Below are 18,778 nucleotides of genomic sequence, written 5' to 3'. Positions count from 1 at the left end.
GACCCTATCCCGCGGCGCTACCCGGCGGCCTTGTACGCCTTGCCCGCCTCGGTCGGGGTGGAGGCGTCCTTGTAGAGACCGAAGTCGACGCTGTCACCCACCGCGGGCAGCCCGAACCACGCGTACCGCTCGACGAAGGAACGCTTCTCCATGCCGGTCGTGGTGCCCTTGATGAAGGCCGCCTCCTGGGCGCCCGTGGGGTACTTCGGGGAACCGGTGAAGTTCATCAGGCCGTACTCGGTGACCCAGACCGGCAGGTCGTAGCGGGCGTGCACCGCGTCGACGTAACCGAGGAACTGCCCGACCGCGGCGTCGCTGAAGTCCGAGCCGTACCAGTGCACCGTGATGAAGTCGACGCGCAGATTTTTTTCCCTCGCGCCCTTCATGAACCGGTCCAGCCAGCCGCCGGCGGTGTCGCCGCCGTAGGCGACGGCCGGGCTGCCCAGCCGCAGGCCGGTCGCCTGCAGCTCGGGCCACGCGGCCAGGGCGTCCTCGACGCTCATGTTCGCCTGCCCGCCCATGTCCGGCTCGTTGAAGCCGAGCAGCACGTCACCCTCGCGCTTCGCCTTGGCCAGGGTCCCGGCCGTCACGTTGGCCTTGCCCCAGATCATCGGCACGAACTCGACGTCGGCCGGCCCCGGCATGGAGTCGTTGTCGGGGGACCAGTTGTAGTACCAGCCGGCGCCGACATCGTCGAGCGCGCCCTTGATGCCGTCGAACTGCCAGGTGCCGACGCCCTTCTTGGCCGAGGTCGCGGTGGCCGGCACCGGCACGACGGGCGCCTTGGTCTTCTTCTTCGTCGGCGAGGGCTTGGCCGACGGCGACACCGAGGTGGCGCTGGGCGTGGGCGCGGCCGGCAGGGACAGCCGGGGCGTGGGCGCGGCGGTGGAGATCACGGCCGCGTTGGCGACCGGCTTGTCGGCGTTGGAGTACACGACCACGGCCGCCCCTCCACCGGCCACCGTGCCGGTCGCCAGCATCGCGGTGAGCACCCGGCGGCCCACGCCGACGCTGCCCTTGACGGCGATCTTGGCGGCCAGCGCCTTGCCCGAGACCGCGTGCGCGACGTGCGAACCGGCCTGCGCCCCTCCGAAGGCGGAGAGGGCACCGCTGCTGAGCGTGTGCGGCAGCGGCACCAGGGCCATGCCGACCAGCAGCCGTTCCGCTGCCACCAGGCCCGACCAGGCCGGTGAGCACTGCCGGCAGTCACGGGTGTGACGGGCGATGCGCTTGCGCCACAGGGCACCGGGCCGGCCGTCCCACTCGGCGGTGACCAGCGCCAGATCCGCGCACGGCGGGTTGGCGGCCAGCGCGCGCACCACCACCCGGGCCGTCTCCAGCTGGCCCTTCATCCGCTGGATGCGTACCGCCGCGTGCTGGCGGGTCACCTCGGTCGCGGCGACGATCTCGTCCCGGGTCAGCTCGCCGGAGGCCTCCAGCCACCACAGCGAGAGCAGCTCCCGGTTGTCCTCGTCGAGCCAGCGGGTGGCCTCGGCGGTCTCCCGGCGCTGACCGGCCAGCTCCAGCCGGGTGATCGCCAGGTCGGTGAAATCGGCTCCCGGGTCGCGGACGTCGTCGGGCAGCAGCGTGTCCGGCGCCGACCGGCGCACCCGGTAGCGCTCCCGCACCTGACGCACGGTGATGGCTACCAGCCAGGACCGGAACGCCTCGGGTTCGCGCAGATCACCGAGGTTGCGCAGGACGCGCAGCATGGTGTCCTGCACGACGTCGTCGACGTCCGCGTGCCCGTCCAGGGCCCGGCCGACGATCGTGTAGACCAGCGGCAGATACCCGGCGACCAGGCGGTCGACCGCGGCCGGGTCGCCGGCGCGGGCGGCGACCACCGTCGCGGTGTCCGGTTGAAACGCCATCAGAGTCCTGACCTCTTCCCGTGGAGCCTCGATCATTGCGCGCGGCGGCCGTTTCGCCGACCACGGGAAGGGAGACCGCCCGAACGGCCTGCGATAACAAGAACTTCGGACGGCTGGTTCCGAACCGCTGGGAAGCCGGATCGCCCGTACCGGGATTAGCCGGGCCGTCCGGCGGGAACACCACTGTCAGCGGACCGGGCAGGCGCCAGGTCGACAACGGGGGGAGGAGTCGCATGCGTATCTCGGTACGGCTCAATCTGCCGCGTGAGGTCGACAGCGTGCCCGCGGTGCGCCGGCTGCTGCGGTGTGCCCTGTCGGCGTTCCAGGTCGACCGCCAGGACGGCGACGATCTGGAGCTGGCCCTGACCGAGGCGTGCGCCAACGTGGTCAAGCACGCCACCGGCGCGGACGGCATCGAGGTCCGCCTGGACGTGGCCGAGGACCGCTGCGCGATCGACGTCGCCGACAACGGCGCCGGCTTCGACGCGAGCGCGGTCGACGACCCCGGTCCGAACAGCGAGCGCGGCCGGGGGCTGTTTCTCATCAAGGCACTGAGCGACAACGTCCGGATGCAGTCGACCCCGCGCAACGGCAGCCTCATCCACTTCGAGAAGTCCTTCGCGCTGGCCGGCGGTGCGGGCGCGCACTGAGCGACCCGCCGTACCGCCGCACCGCCGTATCCCTTGATCCGCCCGGCCTCACTGCCCGCTGCCGGGCCGCTCCGCTGTGCCCCTATCATCCTTGCCGTACAGCAAATATTGCTGTTCGTTGCTGCCCCGCGCCCTGAGGGAGAAGAGGTCAACCTTGACCGACCGTCCGACGCGCGTCGGAGCGCTGCTGCGCGCGGCGCCGCCCGACCGGCTTCCCGAGGCCGTGGCGGACCACCTGCGCCGGCAGTACGCGGCCGGCCGGGTCGAGGTGCTGCTCGGCGACCTGACCCTGACCGGCCTGTGGCCGCTGCTCGAGCCCGGCGGGCCGCCCGGCAACGCCCTGGCCGTGCGCTGTTTCGGCAGCCAGCGGCCGCTGGTCGACATCGCCGCGGACGCCAACCGGGCCTACCTGCCGCTGACCGTCTGGGGCGAACGCCTCGGCGTGCTCGCCGTCGAGACCTCCCTGCCCTCAGGCACCGGGCTGACCAGCGACCTTTCGGCGGTCGCCGACGAGCTCGCCGTCGCCCTGCGGGCCGCCGACGCGGTCACCGACCGCTACCGCCGGGTGATCCGCCGGGAACGCCTCACCATGGCGGCCGAGCTGCAATGGGAACTGCTGCCGGGGCGCTCGCTGGGCGACGAGCGCTTCCTGGTCGCCGGGCAGCTGGAGCCCGCGTACACGGTCTTCGGCGACCACTTCGACTGGACCCTGTCCGACGACCGGCTCACCATCACCGTGCTCAACGGGGCCGGTGACGGCCTCGACGCCGCGGTGCTCACCACCGTCGCGGTCAACGCGATGCGCAACGCCCGCCGCTCCGGCGCCGACATCGTCGAACAGGCCGAACTGGCCGGCGACGCCATCCACGCCCGGTACGGCGGCGCCGCCCATGCCGCCACCCTGCTGCTGGAGATCGACCTGATCGGCGGGCACGTGGCCGCGGTCGACGCCGGCTCCCCCCGCGCCGTCATCGCCCGGGAGCGGGACATCCAGCCGGTGGTCCTGGAGCAGCAGCTGCCGCTGGGCATGTTCGGCGAGACCCGGTACGAGATCCAGCGGTTCCGGCTCGAACCGGCCGACCGGCTGCTCGTGGTCAGCGACGGGGTGCACGCCGCCACGCCGGGCGGGCGGGCCCCGTACGGGGAGACCGCCCTGCTGACCGCGCTGCGCCGGACGCGCCTGCAGCCCGCCACCGAGGCAGTGGGTACGGTTATGCGGGGTCTGCGCGAATATCACGCGGGCGCCGATCCGGACGACGACGCGGTCACCGTCTGCCTCGACTGGCGGCGATGACCGACGTGGTCCAGGCTGAGAGAGGCCATGACCTGGTAGGCCGAAATGCCCCGACTTTGAGCAAACAGAGGACCGGCATGGATCGCGTCACGGACGTCGCAGCGGCGCTGGAGTCGACGGTGGAGTCGCTGCTGGGCGTCCTGGAGAGCGCCCGGCTCGCGCAGTCGCCGGCCGTGCCCCCGGCGCAGCTGCGCGTACTGACGATCATCTCGCGCGGGGCGCACACGAACATGAGCCGCCTGGCCGAGGCCCTCGACGTGGTGCCGTCCTCGGCCAGCCGGCTCTGCGACCGGCTGGAGGCCACCGGCCTGCTGCGCCGGGTGCCGGACCCCCGGGACCGCCGCGAGGTCCGGCTGCTGCTCACCCCGACAGCTCAGCGCCTGCTGGAGGACCTGCGCGAACGCCGCCGGTCCGCCCTGGCCGAGGTGCTCGAACGGATGAGCCCGACGAGCCGCCAGGAGCTGGTCCGGGCGATGGCGGCGTTCGACGCGGCGGCCGGCCCGGCTGCGGCACCGGGCGACGAGGACAGTCTGCGCTCGGCGTGAGGTAGCGTCCTCGCGTGCGTATCGGCATCGTGATCCTTCCCGACGAACGCTGGTCCGTGGCCGGCCGCCGCTGGCGCCTGGCCGAGGAGTACGGCTTCGACCACGCCTGGACCTACGATCACCTGGGCTGGCGCGACCTCGTCGACGGTCCGTGGTTCGACGCCGTGCCGACCCTGACGGCGGCGGCGATGGTGACCCGCCGGATCCGCCTGGGCACCTTCGTGGCCTCGCCGAACTTCCGCCACCCGGTGCACTTCACCCGCGAGATCACCGCCCTGGACGACATCTCCCAGGGCCGGCTGCTGCTCGGCGTGGGCGCGGGCGGCACCGGCTTCGACGCGGCGGTGCTGGGCGCGGCCGAGCTGAGCCCCCGGGAACGGGTCGACCGCTTCGCCGAGTTCCTCGAGCTGCTCACCCGGCTGCTGGAGAACGACAAGGCCGACTTCACGGGTACGTATTACAAGGCGGTGGACGCCCGCAGCATCCCCGGCCCGGTCCAGCGGCCCCGCCCGCCGCTCGTGGTGGCGGCGAACGGCCCCCGCGCCCTGCGCCTGGCGGCCCGGTACGGCGACGGCTGGGTGACCACCGGAGCGCAGGCGGTGGACGACGAGGCGGCCTGGTGGCGTTCGGTGGCCGAGGTCAGCGCCAGGTTCACCGACGCGGCAGCCGGCCGCGACGTGGACAGGTATCTCAACCTCGACTCGTCGCCGGTGCTGTCGCTGAGCAGCGTCGAAGCGTTCACGGACGCGGTGGGGCGGGCGGCGGAGCTGGGCTTCACCGACGTGCTGACGCACTGGCCCCGGAAGTCGAGCTGGTACGCCGGTGACGAACGCATCCTGGAAGCGGTGGCGCCGATGCTGCCGAAACTCCGCGCCGCCTGAACCGGACTCACCGCAATCTTTCCGGTTGCCGCTATCCCGGGACGGCTATTCGCCTTCCTGTCACCACTCGCATACTCAATGCCACCACCGGAGATCACTTGTCAGGCGCCCATTGAGGGCGATGCCTATGACTCAAAGTCCAGTACTCGTGAGGCGGTGCGCGCTATGACCGAGCCGCCTTTCACGGTGCGGGACGGGCACCGCACCCTTGCCGGGGGACAAAGGTGCGGGGTCGGGTGGCCGACGTTTCGCGGTGAGTGCGCCGGATAGCCGCGGAGCGGTTTGCCGGGCGGCCGGACGACTGACGCAGTTTCGGACGATGGTGCGGCCGAAGCCACAGACACTGCCGTTACCGGAGACACGGCGGATGGTCGGCGGATCGGGCGGCGTCGCTGCGGCGGCGGCCGCAAGGGGCATTCCTCCGGCCGGCGGGCCGCGATCCACCAGGGTCGGGTGAACGCCGTTTCCTCGGGGACGGGCTATTCCGGGGGTGGGAGCCGGCGGTGATCGCGGCGGCTGTGGGGCCATTGACCGGCGCCTTTGCCGGTGCAGGTGGGCTATCCGCCGGGCCGCCGATCGGCTTTGCGCCGGGGTGCGGGCCGGAGTTTGCACCGGGCTTCGGAACGGAGTTTGCACCGGGCCGCAGGTCCGGCTTCCCCACAAGCTCGACGGCCAGGGCATCCGACCGCACCACCGGGTCAGGCTTCCGGCCGGGCTTCCGATGAGCCCACCGGCCGGGATTCCGAAGCAACCGGCCAGGCTTCCATTAGGTGAGCGGCCGCTTCCGATCGGCCGGCCGGCCGGCCGGGCGCGGGCCGGGCGCGGGCCGGGCGCCTGGCCGGGCGCGGGCCGGGCGCCTGGCCGGGCGCGGGCCGGGCGCCTGGCCGGGCTTTCCAGATAAGCCGACGGCCAGGGCTTCCCACCAAACCGTAGGGTCGGGCTTCCGACAGGCAGCCGGCCAGCGGTTCTCCTCCAGCCACCGGCCGGATTTCACCACCGGCCACTGACCAGTCTCCCCATCGGACCGCCAGTGGGACTCCCGACCAGGCGCGCAGCGGCCCCCGTCGGCCACCGACCAGGCTTCACCAAATCGCCGGCTGGACTCCCAACCAGGCGCGGAGCGACCCCCACTGGGCCGCCGACCAGACCTTCCACCCGACCACGGCCACCGGCCACCGGGAAGGCGCCGAACAGGCTGCGCTTCCTTCAGGCCGTGGTCGGGTTTCCGGCTAGGCCAAGCCGCGTTCTCAGCCAGGCCAAGCCGCGTATCCGGCCAGGCCAAGCCGGGCTTCCGACAAGCCAAGCCGGTTTTCCGTCCAGGCCAAGCCGGGTTCCCCACCAGGCCAAGCCGGACTTCCGACCATGCCAAGCCCGGGTTCCCGGCCAGGCCACCGGCCAAGGATCCCGACCAGGCCACCAGCTGGTCCTCCGCCGAACTCCCAGCCTGGCTGCCATAAGGCCGCCCTCCGCCACCCCTGCCGATGGCCACTCCTACCGGGGTCGCGCCTCTTGGCGCGACGCCGGCCGGCCAAGGCGCAGTGCCCATTGCATCTGTGCGGCAGCGGCGGCCGCCCGGTTACTCCCCCAGGCCCAACCGGACGCGACGGACAGGTCGGGCCGGGGCATGCGTCGGGGCCGGACGCATCTGCGTCCGGCCCCGGCAACACAAGGGATCAGCGGCCGTGGGCCGCCCGATAGGCATTGCTGACACTCTGCGGGATGCGACCCCGCTCGGAGATCTGGTGGCCGTTCTCGGCCGCCCACTCGCGAATCAGCCTGTTCTCGTCGCGGCTGCCCGCCGTGCGGCCCGTGCCACTCGACGGCCGGCCCGCGGTACGGCCGGAACCGCCCCGGCCGATACGCGTGCCCGCCTCGATGAACGGGTCCAGCGCCTTGCGCAACTTGCCGGCATTGGCCTCGGAAAGGTCGATGGTGTAGCTCGTGCCGTCGAGGCTGAACTCCACCGTCCGATCGGCCGGCTTTCCGTCCAGGTCGTCGATGAGGGTCGTGATTACCTGCCGCGCCATAACGACTCCTGACGTAATCCGAAGAACGCGCCCAGTCTCGCCTGTGACGCACTCCGCGCGCAACTGTTCGCCTGAATTTCACAGAATAACGGAGACCCCGGGCAATTATCGCCCCGGTCGCCTTCACTAATGCGTCCGCGCTATTCCGTGGAATCGTGGCGGGCGGCGCGGTTAGCTGTGCCCGGGTGGAAAACCCGGGTGGCTGGGGCCACGCGGATGCCGTTAGGGTCGTCGCCATGGACGCCGACGACCGTGCCGCCTGGGAAGAGCAGCGCCGGCAGGCAGTCGCCGGGCACGGCGCCGCGCTGGAGGCCGGCCGGGCCGCCGAGGCGGAGCAGGCCGGCCAGCTGCTGGCCGACTTCGTGCGCCGGGCGACCGAACGCGGCCTGCCGCCCGTCGTGCTGCGGGCCCGGGCCTTCGACGGCCGGGCGACCTATCGCACCCGCCTGCGCGGCTGGTATCTGAAGGCGAACCGCTCGGTGGCCGTCGGCGAGGACGGCCAGTACTACGTCCTGTCCGTCCCGTCCTCACTGCGCGCCCGGTTCTCCGGCGCCGACGTGTCCCCCAGCCCGGCCCGGCTGATCGTCGGCGCGGGCGGCGGCGACGGTGAGACCATGCCGCTGGAGCAACTGCTCCAGCGCCGACTCGACGCGGGAGCCGTGTGGCCGTGAGGCTCATCCACACCCCTGCCCCGGCCCGGCGACGGATCCTGGCCGCCCTGACCGCCGCCGCGACCCTCGCCACCGCGGCCCTGACCGGCCCGGCCCACGCGGCCCGCGCCGGCGCGGCCCAGACCAACGCCGCCCGGACCAACGCGGCGCAAGCGGGCCCGGCGGAGGCCCGAGCGGCAGAGGCCCAGGCAGCCCAGGCCCGGGCAGCCCAGGCCCGAACAGCGCCCGTGCCCTGCCCCCGCCCCAAGGTCAAGCCGCCCAAGGGCCGCCCGCCCCGCCCCACCCCGCCCAAGGATGATCCCGTCCTGCGCGCGGTCGGCGGCGACGCCCTGGCCACCGACGGCCTGGTCATCCCGCGCGGCGCCCCGGGCCCGCCCGCTCTGACCGCGACCAGCTGGCTGGTCGCGGATCTGGACACCGGCGAGGTTCTCGGCGGTTGCGGCCCCCACGTGTACGGCACCCCCGCGAGCGTCCAGAAGCTGCTGCTCGTGGCCACCGTCATGGACAAGCTCGACCCCAAGCAGGTCGCCACCATCACCGACGGCGACCTGGCCATCGAGCCGTACAGCTCGGCTGTCGGGTTGCTCAAGGGCGGGAAGTATCCGGTCAGCACGTTGTGGCTCGGGCTGCTTCTCAATTCCGGCAACGACGCGGCGAACACGCTGGCCCGGCTCGGTGGTGGCCGGGGTGGCCTGCCCGCCACCGTCGCCGCCATGAACGACGAGGCGAAGCGGCTGGGTGCCTACCAGACGCATGCCGCCACGCCGTCGGGGCTGGACGGGCCGGGGCAGTTCACCAGCGCGTACGACCTGGCGCTGATCGCCCGGCAGTGTTTCGCCAAGCCGGACTTCCGGAAGTATGCGCTCACCGAGCGGGCCCAGATCCCGGCGCAGAAGAAGCTGAAGAAGGGGGGCTTCCAAATCCAGAACGAGAACAAGCTGATCTACAACTATCCGGGGGCGCTCGGCGGCAAGACCGGTTTCACCAAGCTGGCCCGGCACAGCTATGTCGGCGGCGCCGAGCGGAACGGCCGGCGCCTGGTCGCCACCGTGCTCGGTGCCGAGGCGGCTCCGCTGCGCGGCTGGCAGCAGGGCGCCGCGCTGCTGGACTGGGGCTTCTCGCTGCCCAAGGACGCGTCGGTGGGCAAGCTGGTCGAGCCGGACAGCCCGGATGCCCACGGTACGGCCACCGACGCGAGCGCCGCCCCAGCCCCGGCGGCGAAGGACGGGCCACCCGCCGCCACCGCGGTGCGCGCCGCCACGAACAGGGGCGTTTCCATCGGGCTCGCCGCCACGATGGCGGTGCTGCTGGCCGGCGCCCCGCTGCTCCTGCTGCTCACCCAGCGTCGTCGGCGGCGGTTACGGCGCCGCACCACGGTGCCCCGTTAGGCCGGCTCAGGTCGCGAGCAGGCCGAAGACCCAGATCACCGCGATGCCCAGCGCCGCCGCGAACTCCACCAGCAGGGACAGGCCGACCGCGCCCAGCGCCTGACGGGTCGACGGCCATGCCTGGCCCGGGCCCAGCCGGAGGCGCTCGGCCACCCACAGGCCGCCGACGAAGCCGAGCACCAGGCCGACCACCGGTACCACGAAGAAGCCGACGATGCCCAGCACGCCCGCGATCAGCAGCGACGACGTGGGTACGCCGGTGCTCTTGAGCCGCTTGCCGGGCCACAGGTACTTCACCACCGTGCCGCCCACCGCCACCACCGTGGCCAGGGCGAAGACCACCCAGCGGCCGCCGTCCGCGTCGCCCAGGATCACCCAGAGCAGCACCGCCAGCCAGCACAGCAGCAGGCCGGGCAGGACCGGGATCACCACGCCCAGCACGCCGGCCAGCATGGCCACGCCGGCGATCAGGTTGACGGTCGTGCCGGAGTCGGTGAGATCCATGCCGACCAGCGTGCCGTAATCACGCCACAACCCTCAAGCCGTGCCGCCCGTGACCGATGGACAACTCAGCACCGCCGAACCCCCGCGACGGTGCACGAGAACCCCGGAGGCCGGAATGACCCGCAGCGTGCTGGCGGTCGGTACGCACCCCGGTGACATCGAGTTCGGTTGTGCCGGGACGCTGGCCGCCCACCGCGCCGCCGGCGACTCGGTCACCATGCTCGTGCTCACCTGCGACGGGCCCGACACCGTACGCAGCCGGCAGGCCGAGGCCGCCGCCCGCGAGCTCGACTGCCTGCTGGTCTGGGGCCCGCAGGCGGCCGAGCGCCGTTCCGGGGACCGCCGGGGGCACACCCGCGGCAGCAACGACCGCCGGGCGCGTCACCAGCGGCCCGGCGAGACGTGGCCCGGGCTGATCTCGTCCGCGGCGATGACGGTGGCCGCCATCGAGAACGTGCTGACCGGCGTCGACGCCGACGTGGTCTACGTGCACGCCCCCGAGGACGCCAACGCCGAGCACCGGGCCGCCGCCGTGGCCACGCTGTCGGCCGCCCGGCACAGCAGCCGGATCCTGCACTACGCCGGCGGGTCGACTCTGCAGTTCGCCCCCGCGCTGTTCGTCGACATCTCGCCGTTCCTGGACCGCAAGCTGGCCGCGCTGGCCGAGGCCCCGGTGCCGGTGGATCCGGAGCTGCCGACCGGCACCGCCCGGCACTTCGGCGCGCAGGCCCGCGTCCGGTACGCCGAAGCCTTCGCCCCGGCCCGCTTCGTCTGGGATCTCGCCCCCGTACGGGTGCCCGCCCGGGCCGCCTGAGCGCCGGATCCGAAGCAACCGGTCGGCAACTGAGCGCAACCGGAACATGTACCCCGCGTCACCCAAAGTTTCTCCTTGTCAGCCGGTGCCCACCGCCGCGGGCCACCGACAACACACGGGGGATTCACATGACCAGCACCATGACGACCGCTGCCGACCTTGCCGCCGACACCGCGACCGCCGTGCCGGCCCTGTCCGCCGCCGAGCAGGAGAACCTGATCCGCACCAACATGCCGCTGGTCGGCCACCTGGTGCGGGACATGCTCAGCCGGATCCCGAACCACATCCACCGTGACGATCTCACCAGCGCCGGCCTGCACGCCCTGGTGACCGCCGCCCGCGGCTGGGACCCGACCCGCGGCATCCCGTTCAACCGCTTCGCCACCACCCGCATCCGCGGCGCCATCCTCGACGAGCTGCGCTCGCTGGACTGGGCGACCCGCTCGGTGCGGACCAAGGCGCGGGCGACCGACACCACGCGGCAGAACCTGACCACCACGCTGGGCCGTACGCCGACGAACGAGGAGCTGGCCCAGGCGCTCGGCACCACCACCACGGACCTGCACCAGACGGACAACGATGTGCAGCGCGCCACCGTGCTGTCGCTGCAGGGCTTCACCACCAGCAGCCCGGACGACCTGGTCACCGAGCGCACCCCGGGCCCGGAGGACATGCTGATCCGCCGTGAGCAGATCGGTTACCTGCACCACGCGATCGAGTCGCTGCCGGAGCGCCTGCAGACCGTCATCACGGAGTACTTCCTCAAGGAGCGGCCGATGGCCGACATCGCCGCCGACCTGGGGGTCACCGAGAGCCGGATCAGCCAGCTGCGCGCCGAGGCGCTGTCGCTGCTCAAGGACGGCCTCAACACCCACCTCGACCCGGAGCTGGCGCCGGCGGTGGAGAACCCGGACAGCATCATCGCCCGCCGCCGGGCCGGCTACTACGCCGCCATCGCCGGCAACACCAGCCTGCACTCGCGTCTCGCGCTGACCAACGCCCACGGCTTCACGCCGCTGCCGCACGGCGCGGCCGCCTGATCCACGACGACGAGCGGGGCCGGTGCGTACGCGCACCGGCCCCGTTCCGCGTTCCCGTTCAGCTCAGCGCGTCGAGCACCTTGGGCAGCTCAGCCGTGTGCAGCACACCGAGCCGGCGGGTCGCCCGGGTCACCGCGACGTAGAGGTCGCTGAGGCCGCGCGGGCTCTCGGCGATGATCTCGTCCGGCTGGACCACGATCACGCTGTCGAACTCCAGCCCCTTGGCCTGCCGGACGGTCATCAGCACGATGTGGTTGAGCAGGTCGGGCTGCTCCCCCACGGCCGCCTCGGGGATGGCGGCGGTGAGCTCACGGCCCAGCGTGTCCTCCAGCCCCGCGGGCACCAGGACACCCACGCGCCCCTCCGCGGCGGCTGCGGCTTCCCGGCGTACCGCTGTGATCAGCTCCGTGGCCAGCTCGGCGGGCCGCACCCGGGCCGCCCACGGCTCCTCGCCGGCGGTCCGCACCGACCGCGGCGGCTGCAGCGACGGGTCGACCGCGGCGAGCACGTCCGCGGCCACCGCCATCACCTCGGCCGGGGTGCGGTAGTTGACGGTCAGCTCGGCCAGCCGCCAGCGCTGGGCCACGTACGGCTCGAAGACCTGCTCCCAGGTCGTCGTCCCGGCCAGCTCGCCGGTCTGCGCGACGTCCCCGACCACGGTCATCGACCGGCTCGGGCAGCGGCGCATGAGCAGCCGCCAGGCCATCGGCGACAGCTCCTGCGCCTCGTCGACGATCACGTGCCCGAAGACCCAGGTGCGGTCCGCGGCCGCCCGCTCGGCCGCGGTACGCGTGTCGATCACCTCGTGCCGCTCGACGAAGGCGCTGGCGTCGACGACGTCGGTGGCCGACAGGATCTCCTCCTCCTGGTCCTCGAAGTCCAGTGACCGCGAGCCCTCGACGATCTCCAGCACGCCCTCCGCGTACTCGATCGCCTGCTCCCGCTCGCGGGCCACCGCCCGGGCCCGCAGGGTGTCGTCCACCCCCAGCAGCTCGGCCAGCTCGTCCAGCAGCGGCACGTCGGCCGGCGCCCAGCCGGCCCGGCGCTCGCGCAGCAGCAGCGCCCGCTCCTCGTCGCTCAGCTCGGGCGCGGCCGTGGCGAGCCGGTCCGGATCGCTGAGCAGGTCCCGCAGCACCTGCCGCGGGGTCAGGATCGGCCACAGCTCGAACAGCGCGGCCTGGACGTCCTCGTCCTCGCGCAGCTCGCGCCGGGTCTCGGCGAGGTCGGCCTCCTCCAGCAGGTTGTCGCCGCCCAGCGGGTCGGCGCCGATCCGCTCGGCGATCTGCAGCGACAGGGTGTGGATGACCGCGGTCACGAAGATCGACCGGGCCAGGTTGTGCGGGCGGCCGGACCGCCGGGCCTCGGCCCGCGCGTCCTCGCAGACGGCCCGCTCGATGCGCAGCGGGAAGCCGTCGTGGTCGACCTCCACGTAGTCGTCGGGCACGGTCTGCCGGTCGGCGACCGCCGCGGCGAGCACGTCGAGCATGTCGACCCGGCCCTTGAGCGCGGCGGCGGCCGGCGCCTCGGTGGCCCGGGCGGTCACGCCGGGGAACATGTCGCCGAGGGTGGCGAGCAGCACGCCGGTCTCGGCCAGCGAGGGCAGCACCTGCGAGATGTAGCGCAGGAAGGTGGCGTTCGGGCCGAGGATCAGCACACCCTGCTTGGTCAGCTGGGCGCGGTGGGTGTAGAGCAGATACGCCGCGCGGTGCAGCGCCACGGCGGTCTTGCCGGTGCCGGGACCACCCTGGACCACCAGGACGCCGGGCAACCCGGCCCGGATCACCTCGTCCTGTTCGGACTGGATGGTCTCGACGATGTCGCGCATCCGGCCGGTGCGGTTGGCGGTCAGCGCGGACAGCAGCGCGGCCTCACCGGTCACGTCCTCGCGGCCGTCCGTGGCGCCGGCCTCGATGTCGAGCACCTCGTCGTCGATCCCGGTCAGCTCCCGGCCCCGGGTGCGCAGGTGCCGGCGGCGGGTCACCCCCTCGGGGGACACCGCGGTGGCGAGATAGAACGGGCGAGCCGCGGGCGCCCGCCAGTCGATCAGCAACGGATCCTGATCACGGTCCTCGGCGAACAGTCCGATCCGGCCGATGTAGCGGGGATTGTCGGCGGCGAAATCCAGCCGGCCGAAGCAGAGCCCGTTCTCGACGGAATTCATCTGGGCGAGCTGCTCGGCCCAATGGCTGCGGGTCGCCTCGCGCTGGGAGCGGCCCTGCGGGGTGCCGCCGGCCTCGAGCAGAATCGCGCGCAGCCGCTCGTCGGCCTGCTCACGCAGCAGGTCGAGACGGTCGTACAGCACGGCCAGGTAGGCCTTTTCGGACTCGATGTCGTCGTTCCGCAGTGTTTCCGTGCCGCCGGCGGAGCTTGACAAAGCTACTCCCTGTTGTGGTAGCATTCCGAGGTCAGCCACCTTTTCAGGTGGCTTTTTTCGTTTCCATGGAAACGCTCAGAATAGCCGATGCATCGGCCTCCCGGCGAGACCGTGACCGGGGTTACGGGCGCGCCGGCAAGTGTAAGGAATCCGTCACGGCAGGGCCTTGCCCGTTACGCCGGACGGTCCATCGACATTAAGCGGTGCATGAACCACAGCCACCCGTTCCGACGCCTCGGCGCGCTGGCGCTCATCGCCGTCGCCGCCGTCTCCCTCACCACCGCCTGCTCCGACGACAAGGAGGCCGCTCCGGCCGGTAACGCCGCCGCCGCGGCTGCCGGCGGGCCGCAGCCCAAGACGATCGAGGGCGCCAAGGCCGCCGCGCAGACCGTGTTCGACCGTTTCAGCGGCGGTGACTTCGCCGGCGCCTGGGACATGTACACCGATGCCGGCAAGAAGGCCATCACCAAGGCCGACTACGTCAAGCTCAACACCGCGTGCTCGCGCAAGGGCCTGGCCATCACGCTCAGCAGCGCCCGCATGGAGGGCGCCGACCGGGCCGTCGTGATCGCCAAGCAGCTGGTCGCGGCCCAGTCCTACACGATGGTCTACGAGCAGGACTCGTGGAGGCTCGAGCCCGCCAAGGAGGGCCTGGCCCTCTACGCCAAGGGCGCCGACAAGGCGATCGCCGCCCAGAAGAAGGCCGGCACCTGCGCCAACGCGTGACCTCCGGCTGAGGCCGGCTCCGCGCGGAGCCGGCCTCAGGCCGCTACCGGAAGACCGTCCGGGCTGGTCAGCGCGAGCCGGTCGCGCAGCCCGCCGCGGGTCGCGATCTGGTCGTAGTACGCCTCCCGGCGGCGTGCCACGCAACCGTCCTTGACCGGGCTCTGGGCCGCCAGGGCCGGATCGAGGTGCGTGTTCAGACCGTCCTTGAGCAGGGCCAGCGCCTCGGCCCGCAGTTGCGACACCCGCGACTCGGTGACCCCCAGCTCCTCGGCGATCCGCGCCATCGGGCGCTCCTCGAAGAAGTAGCCGGTGATCACCGCGCGCAGCCGCTCCGGCAGCACGTCGATGGCGTGCCGCAGGTAACCCAGCCGCTCGCGGCGGATCAGCAGCTCCTCCGGGCCCGCGCTGGGCTCGGTCACCATGTCGTCGGCCCCCACGGTGGCGAAGCCCTGCAGGCTGAACACCACGGCGCGGGCCACGTCGTCGTCCGCGGACTCGATGTCCTCCACCGTGCAGCCCAGGTGCGCGGCGACCTCGGCCGCCGTCGGGGTCCGGCCCAGCTCGGCGGTCAGCTCCTGACGGGCGGTGTCCGTACGCCGGGCCCGCTGCCGCACCGACCGGCTGGCCCAGTCCAGCCCGCGCAGCTCGTCCAGCAGGGCCCCGCGTACCCGGGCCGCCGCGAACCGGGCGAACGGCACGCCACGTTCCTCGTCGAAGCCGCGGGCGGCGGCCACCAGGGCCGCGTACCCGGCGGAGAGCAGGTCGTCGCGGTTGACGTGGGCGGGCACCCGGGCCAGCATCTCGCGGACCAGATGACCGACGAGCGGCATGTGCGCCCGTACGACGTCCTCGCGACGGCGGTCGAAGACAACAGCACCGCTCATGGGGGGTCTCTCCTCGGATACCGGCCGGCGGGGGGAGTCCGGCACTGAGGAGAAACGGTGCGGGTCGCGGGGTGCAGGGAGGGTCACAGTCGGGTGCGGCGGGGTTGCGGTGCAGCGGCGCGTACACTTGATCTCGCGGCCCGCCCAGTTCTGCCTCGGGCCGCCTTTGGATCGACCACCACGCGCCGCGACCCGTGAGGTCTGCGCCGGGCAGGACGACCCCTTCAGACTTACGGAGTTCACACCTACATGTCCTCGTTCACCGACCTCGGCGTGCCCACGAAACTCGTCGCGGCGCTCGCCGACCTCGGCATCACCACCCCGTTCCCGATCCAGGCCGCCACCCTGCCGGACTCGCTCGCCGGCCGCGACGTGCTCGGCCGTGGCCGCACCGGCTCCGGCAAGACGTACGCGTTCGTCCTGCCGGTGCTCGCCCGGCTGGCCGAGAGCAAGTCGCCGCGGCGCCCGACCCGGCCCCGCGCGCTGATCCTGGCCCCGACCCGCGAGCTCGCCACCCAGATCGAGGCGACCATCGCCCCGCTGGCGGCGCCCCTGGGCCTGCGCACCCTCACCGTCTTCGGCGGCGTCGGCGCGAACCCGCAGATCAAGGGCCTCAAGGCCGGCGTCGACATCCTCGTCGCCTGCCCGGGCCGGCTGGCCGACCACATCCAGCAGGGCTACGCCAGCCTGGACGCGGTCGAGATCACCGTGCTCGACGAGGCCGACCACATGGCCGACCTGGGCTTCCTGCCGGTGGTCCGGCGCCTGATGGACGGCACCCCGGCCAACGGCCAGCGGATGCTGTTCTCGGCGACCCTCGACAACGGCGTCGACGTGCTGGTCAAGCGGTTCATGCACAAGCCGGTCACGCACCACGTCGACTCGGCGGCCGAGGCCCCGATCGAGATGACCCACCACGTGCTGCACGTCCGCCACGACGACCGGTTCCCGGTGCTGGTCGACCTGACCGCCGCCCCCGGCCGCACGGTGGTGTTCACCCGCACCAAGCGCCGCGCCAAGACGCTGACCCGCCAGCTCGTGCAGGCCGGCGTGCCCGCGGTGGAGCTGCACGGCAACCTGGCGCAGAACGCGCGCAACCGCAACATGGCGGCGTTCTCCGACGGCAGCGCGCAGACGCTGGTGGCCACGGACATCGCGGCCCGCGGCATCCACGTCGACGACGTCGCGATCGTGATCCACGCGGACCCGCCGGTCGAGCACAAGGCGTACCTGCACCGCTCCGGGCGTACGGCCCGGGCCGGCGCGCAGGGCACGGTCATCACGCTGATGACCGACGACCAGCAGAGTGAGGTCCGCGACCTCACCCGCAAGGCCGGCATCCGGCCGACCACCAGCAAGGCCCGCCCGGGCGACGCGCTGCTCGCGCAGCTCGCCCCGGGTGAGCGCACCTACAGCGCACCGGTGTCCCCGGTGCCCGAGCCGGTCGAGGAGCAGGGCGGCGGCCAGGCCCGGCGTGGCCGGTCGGGCGGCGGCCGGGGCGCGGCCACCGGCGGCACCCGGGCAGCGGGCGGCGGCCGGGGCACGGGCGGCGGCGGTCGCAGCGGTGGCGGCGCACGTGGCGCGGGCGGCGACCAGCCGGCCGGCTCCGGCGCTCGCGGCCAGGGCGGCCACACCCAGGGGACGCGTTCCTCCGGTGGCCGTTCGCAGGCGACCCGCACCCAGGGCGGCGCTCGTGGCGGCCGGCGCGGCGGCACGGGCTCGACGGCCGTGCACACCAGCCAGTCGTCCAGCGGCGGCGCGGCGGCTTTCTCGGCCCGCAGCCGGGCCGCGCGCTAACTAGACACAGGCAAGGGGCGCTGAGGGATTCCTCAGCGCCCCTTCTGCTGTCACCGGCCGGTCAGGGCGGGATCGCGCCAGGCGGTCAGCACGCAGAACTCGTTGCCTTCCGGGTCGGCCAGCACCACGTACGGCTCGTCGCCCCGCTGCCCCACGTCCGCGTGCCGGGCGCCCAGGCCGATCAGGCGTTCCACCTCGGCCTGCGGGGTCGGTGGCGGTCAGGTCCGGGTGGGCGCGGTTCTTGCCCGACTTCGGGCCGGCCGACGCCTGCAGCCACATGTGCTGGGCGCCGGGCGGAGCGTCGTCCGGCGGGATCAGCTTCGAGTTGCCGTCGTCGCCCTTCTCCACGCGGTAACCCAGAGCCGCCGACCAGAAGGCCGTCATCACGTCGATGTCCTGCACATCCAGGGTCAACTGTGCGATTCGCAGCATGTCGTGCTGCATACCCCGCTCAGCCGGCTGAAACGCGGCACTCCACGGTCACCCGGACGTGCCGGCCGATCAGGGCCCGGCCCGCGCCCACGCCCGCGGCCACCCGGTCGACCGTCGTCGTGGCCCGCACGTGGTAGCCGTCCGCGACCGGCTGGACGTCCACGATGGACAGGGTCAGCGGGGCCGAGCCGCCGCGGATGCTCAGCACCCCGGTGAGCTGCCAGCCGTCGGCCGTACGGCTCAGCCCGGTGCTCCGGAAGCCGATCGCCGGGTGGGCGCCGGCGGCCAGGAAGCGCTGGCCGCGTACGTCCTTGTCGCGGCGCGGGTCGTCGGTGGTGAAGCTGGCCGCGTCCAGGTCGGCCGAGACCGTGGACAGCTCGGGTCTCGCCCCCACCATCACGGTGCCGGACCGTACGGCGAAGGTCGCGTCCACGGGTTTGAGGCCGAAGGTGTGGGTCGCCGTCAGCTTGACGCCGGAACGGGCGGAGTCGATCACGTACGTGCCGGGCCGGATGTCGCCTTCGAGGCGCTGCTGCTGTGTCATACCAGCAGCCTCGCCACCCCGGCGCCCGAAGGCCTCAGTACTGCCGCTGAGATCCGGTACGTAGCCAGGACGCGACCTGGGTCCGGTTGCTCAGCCCCAGCTTGGCCAGCACGTTGCGGACGTGCGTCTCCACGGTGCGCTCGGAGAGCACCAGCCGCTCGGCGATCGCCCGGTTGGCCAGCCCGTCGGCCACCAGCCCGGCGATCTCGGTCTCCCGCGCCGTCAGTGCGCCTGCTCCCCCGCGTACCCCCGCGGTCTCCTCGGCCAGGACCTGCGCGCCCGCCGCGACCCGGGTCATGCCCAGCCGCCGGCCGGTCGCGGCCGCCGCGGCCACCG

At 73.0% G+C, this 18,778-nt stretch carries 18 protein-coding genes and 1 pseudogene; 10 read left to right on the top strand and 9 right to left on the bottom strand.

Annotated features, from left to right (window positions below):
- Nucleotides 1-17: 17 nt before the first annotated feature.
- Nucleotides 18-1,871 (bottom strand): sigma-70 family RNA polymerase sigma factor, encoded by a 1,854-nt coding sequence (locus tag ACWEOZ_RS36295; protein ID WP_451915193.1) that lies wholly within the window; start codon nucleotides 1,869-1,871, stop codon nucleotides 18-20.
- Between the two features lie 233 nt (nucleotides 1,872-2,104).
- Here ACWEOZ_RS36295 and ACWEOZ_RS36290 point away from each other — a divergent pair, with 233 nt between their 5' ends.
- From ACWEOZ_RS36290 to ACWEOZ_RS36275, 4 genes are all read left to right on the top strand, one after another.
- Nucleotides 2,105-2,521 carry an ATP-binding protein gene (locus ACWEOZ_RS36290; RefSeq protein ID WP_451915192.1) on the top strand — a complete coding sequence of 139 codons (417 nt, stop codon included), beginning with the start codon at nucleotides 2,105-2,107 and terminating at the stop codon, nucleotides 2,519-2,521.
- A gap of 154 nt (nucleotides 2,522-2,675) precedes the next feature.
- Nucleotides 2,676-3,815, top strand: coding sequence for a PP2C family protein-serine/threonine phosphatase (locus ACWEOZ_RS36285; RefSeq protein WP_451915191.1), 1,140 nt, complete (start codon nucleotides 2,676-2,678; stop codon nucleotides 3,813-3,815).
- Nucleotides 3,816-3,892: 77 nt separating this feature from the next.
- A complete protein-coding gene (locus ACWEOZ_RS36280) occupies nucleotides 3,893-4,360 on the top strand; it encodes a MarR family winged helix-turn-helix transcriptional regulator (protein ID WP_451915190.1) in 468 nt (155 codons plus the stop codon).
- A 14-nt stretch (nucleotides 4,361-4,374) separates the two neighbouring features.
- A complete protein-coding gene (locus ACWEOZ_RS36275; RefSeq protein ID WP_451915189.1) occupies nucleotides 4,375-5,241 on the top strand; it encodes an LLM class flavin-dependent oxidoreductase in 867 nt (288 codons plus the stop codon).
- A 1,673-nt stretch (nucleotides 5,242-6,914) separates the two neighbouring features.
- Here ACWEOZ_RS36275 and ACWEOZ_RS36270 read toward each other — a convergent pair.
- Nucleotides 6,915-7,268, bottom strand: coding sequence for a histone-like nucleoid-structuring protein Lsr2 (locus ACWEOZ_RS36270; protein WP_451915188.1), 354 nt, complete (start codon nucleotides 7,266-7,268; stop codon nucleotides 6,915-6,917).
- A gap of 236 nt (nucleotides 7,269-7,504) precedes the next feature.
- On the opposite strand from ACWEOZ_RS36270, the gene ACWEOZ_RS36265 reads away from it, so the two are divergent.
- Together ACWEOZ_RS36265 and ACWEOZ_RS36260 are read left to right on the top strand one after the other, a co-directional pair.
- Entirely contained in the window at nucleotides 7,505-7,939 is a 435-nt protein-coding gene (locus ACWEOZ_RS36265; protein WP_451915187.1) for a hypothetical protein, read from the top strand.
- Nucleotides 7,936-9,327, top strand: a complete 1,392-nt coding sequence (locus ACWEOZ_RS36260; RefSeq protein ID WP_451915186.1) for a D-alanyl-D-alanine carboxypeptidase family protein — start codon at nucleotides 7,936-7,938, stop codon at nucleotides 9,325-9,327. Before ACWEOZ_RS36265 ends, ACWEOZ_RS36260 begins: the two co-directional genes overlap by 4 nt.
- 6 nt (nucleotides 9,328-9,333) lie before the next feature.
- Here the strand turns inward: ACWEOZ_RS36260 and ACWEOZ_RS36255 are convergent, their stop codons facing one another.
- The gene (locus ACWEOZ_RS36255; protein ID WP_451915185.1) at nucleotides 9,334-9,831 is read right to left on the bottom strand and encodes a DUF456 domain-containing protein; all 498 of its coding nucleotides are present in this window, start codon (nucleotides 9,829-9,831) and stop codon (nucleotides 9,334-9,336) included.
- 115 nt (nucleotides 9,832-9,946) lie between these two features.
- Here ACWEOZ_RS36255 and ACWEOZ_RS36250 point away from each other — a divergent pair, with 115 nt between their 5' ends.
- Both ACWEOZ_RS36250 and ACWEOZ_RS36245 read left to right on the top strand, forming a co-directional pair.
- Nucleotides 9,947-10,645: a PIG-L deacetylase family protein gene (locus ACWEOZ_RS36250; RefSeq protein ID WP_451915184.1), complete on the top strand. Its 699-nt coding sequence runs from the start codon at nucleotides 9,947-9,949 to the stop codon at nucleotides 10,643-10,645.
- 128 nt (nucleotides 10,646-10,773) lie between these two features.
- On the top strand, nucleotides 10,774-11,685 hold the full coding sequence (locus ACWEOZ_RS36245) for a sigma-70 family RNA polymerase sigma factor (protein WP_451915183.1): 912 nt from the start codon (nucleotides 10,774-10,776) through the stop codon (nucleotides 11,683-11,685).
- A 58-nt stretch (nucleotides 11,686-11,743) separates the two neighbouring features.
- On the opposite strand, the gene ACWEOZ_RS36240 is transcribed toward ACWEOZ_RS36245, so the two are convergent.
- On the bottom strand, nucleotides 11,744-14,083 hold the full coding sequence (locus ACWEOZ_RS36240; protein ID WP_451915182.1) for a HelD family protein: 2,340 nt from the start codon (nucleotides 14,081-14,083) through the stop codon (nucleotides 11,744-11,746).
- Between the two features lie 183 nt (nucleotides 14,084-14,266).
- Between ACWEOZ_RS36240 and ACWEOZ_RS36235 the strand changes: the two genes are divergently transcribed.
- A complete protein-coding gene (locus tag ACWEOZ_RS36235) occupies nucleotides 14,267-14,785 on the top strand; it encodes a hypothetical protein (RefSeq protein WP_451915181.1) in 519 nt (172 codons plus the stop codon).
- 35 nt (nucleotides 14,786-14,820) lie between these two features.
- On the opposite strand, the gene ACWEOZ_RS36230 is transcribed toward ACWEOZ_RS36235, so the two are convergent.
- Nucleotides 14,821-15,669, bottom strand: a complete 849-nt coding sequence (locus tag ACWEOZ_RS36230) for a sigma-70 family RNA polymerase sigma factor (protein WP_451915180.1) — start codon at nucleotides 15,667-15,669, stop codon at nucleotides 14,821-14,823.
- A 249-nt stretch (nucleotides 15,670-15,918) separates the two neighbouring features.
- On the opposite strand from ACWEOZ_RS36230, the gene ACWEOZ_RS36225 reads away from it, so the two are divergent.
- A complete protein-coding gene (locus ACWEOZ_RS36225; protein WP_451915179.1) occupies nucleotides 15,919-17,466 on the top strand; it encodes a DEAD/DEAH box helicase in 1,548 nt (515 codons plus the stop codon).
- A 50-nt stretch (nucleotides 17,467-17,516) separates the two neighbouring features.
- Here the strand turns inward: ACWEOZ_RS36225 and ACWEOZ_RS36220 are convergent, their stop codons facing one another.
- The 4 genes and pseudogenes from ACWEOZ_RS36220 to ACWEOZ_RS36205 form a co-directional block, all read right to left on the bottom strand.
- Nucleotides 17,517-17,660, bottom strand: a complete 144-nt coding sequence (locus ACWEOZ_RS36220) for a VOC family protein (protein WP_451915178.1) — start codon at nucleotides 17,658-17,660, stop codon at nucleotides 17,517-17,519.
- A 76-nt stretch (nucleotides 17,661-17,736) separates the two neighbouring features.
- Nucleotides 17,737-17,850, bottom strand: a pseudogene (locus ACWEOZ_RS36215) (VOC family protein); the annotation flags it as partial.
- A gap of 67 nt (nucleotides 17,851-17,917) precedes the next feature.
- The gene (locus ACWEOZ_RS36210; RefSeq protein WP_451915177.1) at nucleotides 17,918-18,442 is read right to left on the bottom strand and encodes a YceI family protein; all 525 of its coding nucleotides are present in this window, start codon (nucleotides 18,440-18,442) and stop codon (nucleotides 17,918-17,920) included.
- Nucleotides 18,443-18,476: 34 nt separating this feature from the next.
- Nucleotides 18,477-18,778: response regulator transcription factor (locus ACWEOZ_RS36205; protein ID WP_451915176.1), on the bottom strand; the 302-nt coding region annotated here is incomplete at its 5' end.

The sequence above is a fragment of the Actinoplanes sp. NPDC004185 genome (assembly GCF_053603475.1).
Note: the sequence above shows the minus strand (reverse complement) of the source record. Positions and strands in the feature narration are given on the sequence as shown.